This is a genomic window from Acinetobacter sp. GFQ9D191M, from assembly GCF_011174875.1.
In the GTDB taxonomy this organism is placed as follows: domain Bacteria; phylum Pseudomonadota; class Gammaproteobacteria; order Pseudomonadales; family Moraxellaceae; genus Acinetobacter.
Map to the genome: position 1 here is coordinate 1 of NZ_JAALGV010000087.1, position 11,922 is coordinate 11,922.

An 11,922-nucleotide genomic window follows, 5' to 3' on the forward strand; every position below is an offset into this window, starting at 1 on the left:
AACTTATTTCAGGACGGGACAGTGAATCCATATAAAAAGCCCTGCATCTGCAGGGCTTTTTATACACTATACTTTTTCAATCAAGATCGTATCTGGTTGCGTCGTTATTTTAGGATTGAAATGCTTATTTACTATTTTAATTCCCCCTTGCGACTCTAGAGATTCACACAGTTCAAGTACCTTCTGCATCTCTTCAGCCTTGATCCCCGCGCCCAGGATTAATTTTTTTCCTGCTTCTAATTGACTAATTTTTGTTTGAATTTTGTCCAACATTTTTTTTCTCCTATTTATTCAATGTAGTTCTCATACAATATAACAAGTTAGTGCAAAAAAGTGCAAAAGTTCGAATAATTTCACTTTTATTTTATTTTTCTCTTTTTGTGCATGATCTTTGCTAGTTCTTTCCTGTTCATATGTTATTTCACATGAAAAATCTGGAGGAGAACATGAGTAAATCTGAGTCTAAAGTAAAAAGAATAGAAACTCTCCTCGACCGTTTTGGCAACCTTGCCGTTGAAAGTTTCCATTATCTTGCGCTGTTTATTATTGGCTGTATGGTGATCTGGTCCGCAGGTCATACCGTATTTGACATCTTGGCCGTCAAACAGTTTGCCACCATTGACGATATTCTTTTGCTGTTTATCTATCTGGAACTTGGTGCCATGGTCGGCATCTATTTCAAGACCAATCATATGCCGGTTCGGTTCCTGATTTATATTGCGATTACTGCCCTGACCCGTTTACTGATTTCCGATATTCAACATACGCACAAAGCCAGCATGGATCAGGTCATTATTACCGGTTCGATTCTGATTCTGGCTTTTGCCATCCTAGTGGTTCGTTATGCATCCTGGACCTATCCATCCGTCATTCGCGACAAGCATAGCGAAAAGCCATTGCCAGAAGGTAAAACTCCACGACCTGAGGATGATGAGTTGGCATAGTCATAGAAAAGTCCCCCTTTGCAAAAGGTGAGAAGCACTGCTTCGCAAGAGGGTAATTAATCACCTCTCCTAACAAGAGAGGGAATTTCTTTTAACGGTTATTCATCAACACATAACGTCCATTTTCATAAATCCAGTAACTTCCGCGTGGTGGTGCCGGTAATCCCAAACGCTGCCAGTCACTAATCACTGTATATCTCGAACTTTCAATGTGGGCTACATTCGGATCACCATTGACCCAGCTATAGCTATTGGAATTCTGGTAAATCGTGGTTGGTGCCTGATACTGGATATTGAACCCACTTTGGCTCTGGGCAGGAGGATAATATCCACCATGGGATGGACGTTGCGGATAATAAGGCCGCTGCGAATGAGGCGGCTGTGGTGCATAATGAGGACGCGATGGAGGACGATGTTGAGGTTTAGAACGATCAACACCAGTATAGCCTACCCAGGCATTATCCGCCCAAGCGGGCACCGCAATACCAAACAGGAATGAAGCCAGCAATGCACCTGAAGCTAATTTTTTCATAAGTGCGTCCTCCAAAGATTTCTGACCATATTTTAACCAAAATCCATGCAGAAAATATGGATAAATCCCCTGCCGCTGCAAAGTTTTGTAATTGATTCCATGACTTTAATCAGCTTGCGTGATGAGCGCTGAAGTGCGTATGCTAATATCACCTTTTTAATGCTTTGAGTTGCATACTGTGTCTGATTTAAATTTCGATCGTTTATATGAATATTTTTGCAAGGTACCCAGTGTTCAAAAAGGACTGATTGATAGCTATGGCTCGGATGGAAAACAGGCTTGGTGGTTTAAATTTCAGATCAATGTCGATCATCCTTTAGCATGGCAAACTGTGCAGGAACTGGGTCATGTCCTGAACTATATTTCTAAAAATGAGCGCCTGCCGACTCAGTTTCTTCCAGTTTCTCCACCGCCTTATATGAATGGTGTCGCTAAAGATTTCCTGTCTTGGGTCATTCAGTGTAATCATGCCGACTTCCCACCAGATGTAGTGTGCGACTGGCTAGAAGCACGTTTGCCAAATCCGGTGGATGATGAATCTCAATGGAAAATCAAGACTGATATTTCTGAACTGGATGAGCTGACAGATAAAGAACTGGATCAATTGGTTCCGCCTAATCCAGAAAAATAACTCCCCTCATCCCAACCTTCTCCCATAGGGAGAAGGAGTTCCCTCTCCTTTCAGGAGAGGGCTAGGGAGAGGCCAATCAAAACGTCGACCAACCACTCCATTCCATAAAACGGTATAACCAGTATTTCCAGAATGACTCTTCAGCATATTGAGCATAGTCCACGCTCATCGAACGGCCATTCAAATTAGACCAGGCCGTATTGAAATACTGCTGCGCATCGCTAAAGACTTCCGCCTGAGGTTGTCCTACCACACGCAGATTGGTCTCCAGATTATAATTTTTTAGGTTACGTGCCGTGAAATTAGCGGAACCTAAAATCATTTCAGATTGCTGGGCACCATATTTCATCAGAAGTTTATTATGACATTGCTCGCCTTGAGTATTACACCAGCGTACCGGAATACCAGCTTTATGCAGTTCTGAAGCCACCTGCCGGTTAGGGATGCCATTTTTTTCACGCCCAAATGCATCTTTGTTTGGATCAAGTAAAATCCGAAGTTTCACTCCGCGCTCATGCGCTGCAATCAACCCTTTCACAATCTTACGTTCTGACAGATAGAACATGGCCAGATCAATCTGCTCATCTGCTTTCGCCGTTTCAAGCAGCTTTAGAACTCCCTCATAAATGGCTTTTTCAGTTAGCACCTGAACCTGAGGCTGTTTTTTTTCTGCTTCAAACTCACCTGCAATCACAGCCGGCATATTGGCTTGAGACATGATCCCGACCGCCTGTTCTGTCGCAAGAATATCAATCGCTGTTCTGCCCCAGACCAGTAGACCAATATTGGAGTGCCGTGAACTGCCATCATGTGGGTTCATTGAGGTAACCAGTGCTTTCCAGCCCTGATCTGTATCCACGACCAGTGTTTTACGATGATTGGCTTTGAAATTAAACAGGTCGAAATAACTGCGTAAGGTCACTTTTTCTGGACCAAACGGATTTGGCAACCAGCCTTTTTCCGGATTATTGCCAACTCCTTGACAGCACAGATACCAGAAACCTGACCAGCTTGGATTAGAAGCACGTAACGGTGTCAGATTGGTTTCGATTACATCCACCCCTGCCTGACGCAGTTCTCGATAATGCTGCGCTGTAATTCCACCATAGACAGAATTAATCGGATCGGTAATAAATTTGATTTCGACTTCAGGCTGCATCAATCGCTTGTTGAGTAAGGCATCTGTGAGCTGTTTGCTGAGTGCCTGATGTTCTTGCTTAGAGGCACCGGTCTGCTGATTAAACAGAAACATATCCAGCACGATCAGGGATTTTGCTTCCTCAACCATTTTCAGCATTTCATTAAAAATATGATGATCCAGTTGCTGCTTGCCCTGTGCATCCAGATAAGTCTGATCGACCAGAAATTTCACCTGTGCATGGCGCAGCTTACCCGTGTAATTCAGCCCTTCAGGTAACGGTTTATAAGTATGATAAATTGCTGAAGCCAGATAACTGGCCATCAGCACACCAATGATCAAGGCCGCATAACGGCGGTTTGACCAGTTCAGTTTATTGTGAATTCGTTGAAAGATACGCATAAGAAAAAACCTAACCCAATATGCTCAGGCTAGGTTTAATCTGATGATTTTTCAAGTCTATTTCAGTGACAGTACTTGGATTTGGTCAGTTATTTCATCTGAATCCTAGAAATCATATTGTACGCCGACTGTGAAATTACGTCCGACTTGTGGAATATTCGACAGGAATGAGCTATGCGAATAGACCTGATCATCCAGCAGATTATTGGCTTTAAAATAAACCCGATAGGCATTTTTATCAGCAATGCTATTGGCATAGCTTAGACCGACATTGACCATGTTGTAGCCTTGGGTCTCATCTTCATAACTGGCCGTTTTGTCCTGATTAAAGACATGATAATACTCTGCCATTCCTGACCAGCCATCGGCAAAGTCTGCTTCAACCTTGGTTCCTAAGCGGCCTGCTGGAATACGGGGTGCATTTTCACCCTCAATTTTACCGCGCACGTAATCACCGAATACACCAAGCTTGTATGTATCATTTAATGCATAAGTAGCTTCCGCTTCAGCCCCATAGAAACGGGCTTTATCTTGGGTATATTCTACCCCACGCAAATTTCCATTTCTGGCGGTTGTCGCACCGTAGATATAGTCATCAAACCAGTTATGGTAAATATGCGCATGATAATCCAGCTTAGCACCTTCATATTCGAAACCCAGCTCCAGGTTATTCGAGCTTTCTTTATCCAGATCAGGATTACCGACTTCATAGGTATTGGTGGCAAAATGCAGGCCATTGGCATACAGCTCTTGCGCCAGTGGTAAACGTTGCTGATGTGAACCTACAATGGATAACTTATAGTTCGGGGCAAATTCCCAATTCGCAGCAGCAGAAGCAGAGACGCCCGTGCCTGAATAATTTTTCTGTTCAGATTCAACCTGTACTTTCTGATGATCAACACGTGCACCCAATTCGACATGCACATCGCCGAGTTGTTTATGCTCTAAGGCAAATAGACTGTATTTTTCAGTTTTGGTATCTGGCATGACCACGCTTGAACCATGGACATGATGTTCTTCATCATCCTCGTCACCATCTTCATGATGATCATGTTCTGTAGCAGCCAGATTGATTTTCTGCTGGCTATATTGGGTACCAATTACTCCTTCCCAACCAGCAACCGGAACATGGACTAGTTCTAAACGACCATCGTAGCCTTTGCTTTTGAAATTACTAATGACTTCATTTTCTTCCAGCTCATCATGCTCATAATCAGTAAAACTGGCATGGGCACGTAACTTGTCAAAACCGGCAAAAGGCTGTTCCAGTTCAGTACGTACTTCATAACGTTCAGATTTCAGATCTACCCATGGTCCGCCATGCTCTTCTTCATGTTCTGCGGCAACACCCGGCTTTGGACAGCCATGGAAATGATCACCATGTAATACACAGCCATGATATTCATGACTATGCCCCGGCAAGCCATATTCATCCTGACGGTTACTATAAGATAGCCCCACAAAACCACGATCATGAATCCATGATCCACCAATATTTACAGTCTGGCCTTCAGCAAAAGTATTGCCTACACGACGTTCTTTGTGAAAATGTGAATGATCGCCATGAGATTCTTCTACTACATAATCAGGTGCAATATAGTCATTGGCTTTGTGTTTAGTACCTTCGACACGCAGGGCAAAATTTTCACCGACTGCAGCAGTCACGCCTGCACTTGCCAGTTTTTCATCACTGCCCGAGTTGTAACGTAGTCCAGCAGTTCCTTCCAGACCGTCTTCCGGCATTTGGGTTGGGATTTTCTGGTCAGTGACATTGACCAGACCACCGACGGTTCCCGCGCTATAAAGCAAAGTTGATGGGCCACGAATCACTTCGACCTGTTTGGCCAGAATCGGATCAACCGTCACCGCATGGTCAGGAGATAGAGTAGATACATCAGCCGTTTCGGAGGCATGCTGCAAAACTTTGACACGTGGACCATCCTGGCCTCGAATTACCGGTCGGCTCGCTCCGGTTCCATACTGATTTGAATACACCCCAAGTTCATCAGCCAACGCATCACCAATAGTCGTCGCACGTTCAGATAAGGCTTTCTGATCCACCATCAGATCAGCAACTGCAAAATCTGCCGCAGTCTGTACCAGTGGATGAGCTTGTACCTGAATGGTATCCATGGTTTGTACAGGAATAGAAGAAGATGACTGTTCAGCAAATACCGTAGGCGCAACTACAGCAAAAATTGAGAGTGTTATTAGATTCTTAGAAAAGGACATGACCCAAGCTCAAATTCAGCAATTTCGAATAGTGTTATAATATAACATTTCATTGCTTTTGCAATCCTTTACGGTAATCAATGAGATATTTTATTAGAATGTCGTTTGAATATTTTTTATTGCAGTAAGACACTATTTTTTATGCCCTTTACTTTATCCCATGCTGTACTGGCTCCGCCTATTTCATATTTAACCGGCAACAGGCTACCTGTTGCTGCGCTGGCAATTGGCAGCATGGTTCCAGACCTGTACCGCCTTTTTACCCAAAAAGAATCTAATATTACTCATTTATGGTCTTCACTGATTCATCCTGATTTATGGATTGGTCTTATTTTTTGTGCGGTCTGGTATTTGATTTATCGGCCAGTGATTTATCGTTTCATTGGCATACAGCATGATTTAAATATTCATAACCTATTTTCAGCGTTCAGATTTATTTGCGCTATGTGTATTGCAGTGGTGATTGGAACAGCAACCCATATTATTTGGGATGGTCTGACCCATGCGGATTTTCGAACTTTTGCCTTTTATGACATTCTCAGCCAGCAGTATCAAATTTTAGGACGAACTTATCCCCTACACCGGATTTTACAGATCGGGACTTCTGCCCTAGCTCTACCTTTTATTCTGTGGATGAGTCTGCATTACTATAAAACTCATCGGCAATATCTAAGCGTCAGTCACAAGATCCTCATCTTTTGCTGGGGTTTATTAGGTTTATCTACGCTCACAGGTTTATTTTCGACATGGGACTATATGCGCTACATTCCGGATGATGCTTGGCGATCTGATCTGTATTATTTTACCGGCCGCTCTATCAATGAATTTAGCCAGGGCTTTTTAATCACTTTTAGTTTGGGCTGTCTGCTATTTTTATTTCTGGATCGTGATCGGCGTATGGGCTAGGAAAATCTCTCACTTCCTGCTTATTCACTTTAAAATGATACTGTTTTTGCCTCAAGTTCTTGTGACAACATGCCCAAAGAGGCATAATCCTACCTTTGCTAAAGGCGGTACGCTGTTTACGTATACGCTTCCTTAACCCATATAGTTGGATTTTTAACGCTATGATGCGAACTCATTACTGCGGTTCTTTAACCGAAGCTCAAATTGACCAGACCGTAACATTATGCGGTTGGGTACACCGTCGCCGTGACCACGGTGGTGTCATCTTCCTTGACATGCGTGACCGTGACGGTCTTGTTCAAGTGGTTATCGACCCAGATACACCTGAAGCGTTTGCAACAGCAGACAAAGCACGTTCTGAATACGTATTAAAAATTACAGGCCGTGTACGTCGCCGTTATGCGGGTACTGAAAATGCCAACATGGTGAGTGGTCAAATCGAAGTATTGGGTAAAGAAATTGAAGTTCTTGCTCAGTCTGAAACTCCTCCATTCCCATTAAATGACGAAAATACAAGCATTTCTGAAGAAATCCGTTTGAAATATCGTTTCCTGGACATCCGTCGTCCTGAAATGATCGATCGTTTACGTTTCCGTTCTAAAGTGACCAACCTGATCCGTAACTATTTAGACGATCACGGTTTCCTGGACGTTGAAACTCCGATCTTGACTCGTGCGACCCCTGAAGGTGCGCGTGACTACTTAGTTCCAAGCCGTGTATCTAATGGTAGCTTCTATGCTCTTCCACAATCACCACAGCTGTTCAAACAGTTATTGATGGTAGGTGGTGTAGATCGTTACTACCAAATCGCAAAATGTTTCCGTGACGAAGACTTACGTGCGGATCGTCAGCCTGAATTCACTCAAATCGACATCGAAACATCGTTCATGAGCGATGACGATATTATGGATTTGATGGAAGGTATGACTGTTAAGATGTTCGACGAACTTCTTGGCATCAAATTCGACAAATTCCAACGTATGCCTTATTCAGAAGCAATGCGTGACTACGCTTCTGACAAACCAGACTTACGTATTCCTTTGAAACTTGTTGACGTTGCAGACTTGATGCAAGACGTCGAGTTCAAAGTATTCGCAGGTCCTGCTAAAGATCCTAAAGGCCGTATCGTTGCGCTTCGCGTTCCAGGTGCGGGCTCACTGCCACGTAGCGCAATCGATGAATATACTAAATTCGTTGGTATTTACGGTGCGAAAGGTCTGGCTTACATCAAGGTCAATGAACTTGAGAAAGGTATTGAAGGTCTTCAATCACCTATCGTTAAATTCATCGAGCCAATCGTGCTGGATCTGTTGAAACGTGTTGGTGCTGAAAATGGCGACATCGTATTCTTCGGTGCAGACAAAGCCAAAGTTGTGAATGATGCAATGGGCGCACTTCGTGTGAAAATTGGTCATGACATGAACCTTGCAACTTGCGAATGGGCTCCGCTTTGGGTAGTTGACTTCCCGATGTTCGAAGAAACTGATGATGGCAAATGGACTTCTGTTCACCACCCGTTCACGCTTCCTAAATCAAGCGTTGAAGATGTGAAAAGCAATCCAGGCGAAGCATTGTCTGTTGCCTATGACATGGTCTTGAACGGTACTGAAATTGGTGGTGGCTCACTGCGTATTTATACTTTAGAAATGCAAAAAGCGATTTTTGAAGCTTTAGGCATTGAAGAAGAAGAAGCCGAAGAGAAATTCAGCTTCTTACTCAATGCGTTACGTTATGGTGCGCCTCCGCATGGTGGTTTAGCATTTGGTTTAGACCGTTTGGTGATGTTAATGACAGGTGCATCGTCTATTCGTGATGTGATTGCCTTCCCGAAAACCAAGACGGCTGAATGTCCATTGACTCAAGCACCTGCACCAGTTGAAGCCACTCAATTGCGTGACTTGGGTATTCGCTTACGTGAAAAACCAAAAGCAGAATCTCAAGAATAATTTTTGAAACTCTAAGAAAAACCCTGCAAATGCAGGGTTTTTTTATGAATTGAGATAAAGCCAAGCTAGTGGCATAATAGCGCTTCGTTTTGAATTTTTAGTTGAGCGTTACTATGGCTATGCGTCCTGCAGTTCGTAATCGTGGCATTATGCTAATTGTATTTGCTGTCGCTCAATGGTTATTCATGCGTTACATTCTAGCCAATAACCTATTTGCCTTAGACACTAATGACCGTATTTTATACTTTAGCTTAAGTAGTATTGGTGGTGCTTTTGTGATTTTTGTGGGGCTGATCTATATGGTGCTCAAGGGCAATACCGATAAGCAAGACTGATGGTCATGTCGTTTTACATTACCCTACTACGTATTCTACCTTTAACATTTTTGCGTAGTATCGCAAAAGTGGCAGCCTACTTTATCAATCAAAATCCTAGTAAAAGTATGCTGTGGAAAACCCGCGTCAATATTGCTCTCGCCTATCCAGAACTTAACCCAGAACAAAAAGAACAATTGGCACGGGAAAGCGTCACCAAACAATGTCTCAGTTATATTGAGTCTGGAAAATGCTGGGCTATGCCTCCCGAATGGAGTATCCAGCAAATCCATACTGTGCATAACTTAGAAGTCCTGACGAATGCGCTAAAAGACCCGAAAGGTGCACTGATTATTACTCCACATCTGGGTACATGGGAAATGATGAATGCGTGGGTAAACCAATATGGCACCCCGACTATTATGTATAAACCCATGAAAGATAGTGGTTTTAATGCCTTTGCCTTACATGCCCGCCAGCGGCTCAATGCAACACTGGTTCCTACTGATGCCAATGGGGTAAAAGCACTGTTTAAAAACCTAAAGCAAGGTGGATTCAGCGTGATTTTGCCTGATCATGTCCCTCAACCCTCTGGTGGTGTCTTGGTTCCTTTTTTTGGAATTCCCTGCTTAACCAGTACTTTAGCCAGCAAAATGGCACAAAAAACTCAATGCCGCTTAGTGGGATTAAGTTGTTTCCGTAGAGAGGATGGTGAAGGTTTTGAGGTCTACTGTGATGATCTCAATGATCCTGAACTTTATGATCGAGATATAGAAGTTGCGACAACTGCATTAAATAAAGCGGTAGAGCAAATGATCAACCGCTTTCCTGCTGAATATATGTGGGGATATAAGCGGTTTAAGGGAAATCCTAATTTTGAAAATTACTACCAACCATCATCTCAATAATAATCATTCCTTCCTAAATTTAACTAAGCAAATAATCGACTCAGAAGTCTGTTCATCACTCATAACCGCCGCCGTATTACTTAAATTTTATTTTAATCAAAGCCTTACCCTTGATAGATTGAATTCTTTCTTGGAAAAATACATGAACTTGCAAGATTAAACGACTCATTTCACGTTTCATTTTGCCCAATAAAGTTAATTTCTTCTTACTTTTATCCTCACCCTTTCGCGCATTTCTCACGTTTTCAAGTGAACTTGGAAAGTTTGTCTTGCCTTTGGTTAAAATCACATCTTGAATACATATTGCTGGGGACAATTGAAAAATCTTTTCGCCTGAGGACTCAGGGAATTCTCTAAAAATAATATGATCAATTGGTATTAGTTTTGGACTTCGCAATACATACTCCAATAATTCCTTCGCGACATTTAATGAAAGTATATAACCACCTGCACCCATATGTGGCTCGCCCAATAACATGAGTTTTCTATTCAAATGCAAAGGAATAATTGATTGCATCTTAGGAAGTTGAATCTTTTTATTTAAGGTTTCTAATTTAATGATGCCGCAGAAAGATGGTATCCACGCAACATTGGTAAGAAACGAAACAGCCTGTTTACCCAAATAAATATCATCTTCAAAAATAGCAATATAGTCTAACTGTTCATCTACTGCTTTTTTCCACAACACCACATGACTCAATAGACAAGCAACTTCATTCTGATGTAAATCAGTTTGCTTAGTTACTAAGCCTATTGCAGATGAAGTTGCTTGTAATGTCACAGGGGTAATTGCATCAAAAAACTCGAAATCGACCTTTTCTTTAGCAAACTCCGAACTTATATGCGCTCGTCGAAGAGTCGCGCTAGACAAACTAATAACAAAATTTCTCATAAACTAAGGCTAAATTTATTCTTAAATTCAATAATAACAATTTTCTATAAAATTAAACTAGACATTATTTGAATTCATTTTAACAAAGGGTTTTGTATTATTTGCTTTCAGATTATACTTATCAAACTGCTTGCTATCTTCTGCGTGACGAGAATCAGAATGCCCAAAGAAACAATTAAAATTTTTGTTGGCTGTGATCCAAATAACTGTGATTTAGAACAAATGATGGTGCTTGATTATAGCATCCGTAAAAATACACAGCACCCAATTGAAATTACATGGATGCAGTTGAGCCATGATCCTACTAGTCCGTGGTATAGCAATCAAGAAACGCATGAAGGATGGCATACTGAGAAATGGGCAACCCCATTTTCTGGTTTCCGTTGGGCAATTCCTGAATCATCCAACTTTGAAGGGCGTTCGATCTATATGGATGCTGATGTCATCGTTTTATGTGATATCGCAGAGTTATGGTCGCATCCGATGAAAGATGATGCAATCGTCATCGCCAAAGGTGGCAAAAGTTCAGCTCGTTTATGTACTTGTGTTTGGGATTGTAAAAAAGCTAAACAATATTTACCTTCACTTAAAACGTTGCAATCGGATCCAGATGGTCACAAGAAGTTAATGCAACTAATCAAAGACCAACCTCATTTAGTCCAAAACTACAATAATTCATATAACTGTATTGATGGTGAAGGCTTAAAAATAGAAGACATCAAAATTCTACATTACTCCGACATGGGTACTCAGTTTAGCCATAAATACTCGTTACCGCGCCTAGAAAAAAACAATCAAAAACATTGGTTTGATGGAAAAATCATGCCTCATCCAAGACAAGACTTAGTTGAGTTATTTGATCAATATTATCAAGAAGCATTGGATAATGGTTATAAACCTGAAGACTATTTAGTAAAAGCTTATGGTCCATTTCAAAAAGCGACTCAAATCAATTATCAAGGCAATATAGTTACACGCCCTGTCAAAGGGACAACTTGGCTTACAGCTAGCATCAAAGCCATAAAATCAAAGTTTAGTAAAAAACCTAATTTTACTTTAGATGACTAAAATTGGTAG

Annotated in this window: 12 protein-coding genes; 7 read left to right on the top strand and 5 right to left on the bottom strand. The window is 41.8% G+C overall.

Going from position 1 to position 11,922, the window contains the following annotated elements:
* Positions 1–66: 66 nt before the first annotated feature.
* Entirely contained in the window at positions 67–273 is a 207-nt protein-coding gene (locus G5T77_RS12680; RefSeq protein ID WP_004782155.1) for a hypothetical protein, read from the bottom strand.
* Between the two features lie 173 nt (positions 274–446).
* On the opposite strand from G5T77_RS12680, the gene G5T77_RS12685 reads away from it, so the two are divergent.
* Positions 447–944: a phosphate-starvation-inducible PsiE family protein gene (locus tag G5T77_RS12685; protein ID WP_159124143.1), complete on the top strand. Its 498-nt coding sequence runs from the start codon at positions 447–449 to the stop codon at positions 942–944.
* Between the two features lie 91 nt (positions 945–1,035).
* On the opposite strand, the gene G5T77_RS12690 is transcribed toward G5T77_RS12685, so the two are convergent.
* On the bottom strand, positions 1,036–1,476 hold the full coding sequence (locus G5T77_RS12690) for an RcnB family protein (protein WP_166138992.1): 441 nt from the start codon (positions 1,474–1,476) through the stop codon (positions 1,036–1,038).
* Positions 1,477–1,654: 178 nt separating this feature from the next.
* Here G5T77_RS12690 and G5T77_RS12695 point away from each other — a divergent pair, with 178 nt between their 5' ends.
* Positions 1,655–2,107 (top strand): hypothetical protein, encoded by a 453-nt coding sequence (locus G5T77_RS12695; protein ID WP_159124087.1) that lies wholly within the window; start codon positions 1,655–1,657, stop codon positions 2,105–2,107.
* Between the two features lie 76 nt (positions 2,108–2,183).
* Here G5T77_RS12695 and G5T77_RS12700 read toward each other — a convergent pair whose 3' ends face one another.
* Both G5T77_RS12700 and znuD read right to left on the bottom strand, forming a co-directional pair.
* On the bottom strand, positions 2,184–3,647 hold the full coding sequence (locus G5T77_RS12700) for a phospholipase D family protein (protein WP_166138996.1): 1,464 nt from the start codon (positions 3,645–3,647) through the stop codon (positions 2,184–2,186).
* Positions 3,648–3,752: 105 nt separating this feature from the next.
* The gene (gene znuD / locus G5T77_RS12705) at positions 3,753–5,879 is read right to left on the bottom strand and encodes a zinc piracy TonB-dependent receptor ZnuD (RefSeq protein WP_166138999.1); all 2,127 of its coding nucleotides are present in this window, start codon (positions 5,877–5,879) and stop codon (positions 3,753–3,755) included.
* 141 nt (positions 5,880–6,020) lie between these two features.
* Here znuD and G5T77_RS12710 point away from each other — a divergent pair, with 141 nt between their 5' ends.
* The 4 genes from G5T77_RS12710 to G5T77_RS12725 all read left to right on the top strand — a co-directional run bounded on the left by G5T77_RS12710 (position 6,021) and on the right by G5T77_RS12725 (position 9,953).
* Positions 6,021–6,785 (top strand): DUF4184 family protein, encoded by a 765-nt coding sequence (locus G5T77_RS12710; RefSeq protein WP_166139001.1) that lies wholly within the window; start codon positions 6,021–6,023, stop codon positions 6,783–6,785.
* A gap of 161 nt (positions 6,786–6,946) precedes the next feature.
* A complete protein-coding gene (gene aspS / locus G5T77_RS12715) occupies positions 6,947–8,731 on the top strand; it encodes an aspartate--tRNA ligase (protein WP_166139004.1) in 1,785 nt (594 codons plus the stop codon).
* Positions 8,732–8,844: 113 nt separating this feature from the next.
* Positions 8,845–9,066: a hypothetical protein gene (locus G5T77_RS12720; RefSeq protein WP_166139008.1), complete on the top strand. Its 222-nt coding sequence runs from the start codon at positions 8,845–8,847 to the stop codon at positions 9,064–9,066.
* A 5-nt stretch (positions 9,067–9,071) separates the two neighbouring features.
* The gene (locus tag G5T77_RS12725; protein WP_166139011.1) at positions 9,072–9,953 is read left to right on the top strand and encodes a lysophospholipid acyltransferase family protein; all 882 of its coding nucleotides are present in this window, start codon (positions 9,072–9,074) and stop codon (positions 9,951–9,953) included.
* A gap of 76 nt (positions 9,954–10,029) precedes the next feature.
* Here G5T77_RS12725 and G5T77_RS12730 read toward each other — a convergent pair whose 3' ends face one another.
* The gene (locus G5T77_RS12730) at positions 10,030–10,845 is read right to left on the bottom strand and encodes a glycosyltransferase family 25 protein (protein ID WP_166139014.1); all 816 of its coding nucleotides are present in this window, start codon (positions 10,843–10,845) and stop codon (positions 10,030–10,032) included.
* A gap of 159 nt (positions 10,846–11,004) precedes the next feature.
* Here G5T77_RS12730 and G5T77_RS12735 point away from each other — a divergent pair, with 159 nt between their 5' ends.
* Positions 11,005–11,913: a glycosyl transferase gene (locus G5T77_RS12735; RefSeq protein ID WP_166139017.1), complete on the top strand. Its 909-nt coding sequence runs from the start codon at positions 11,005–11,007 to the stop codon at positions 11,911–11,913.
* Positions 11,914–11,922: the final 9 nt, after the last annotated feature.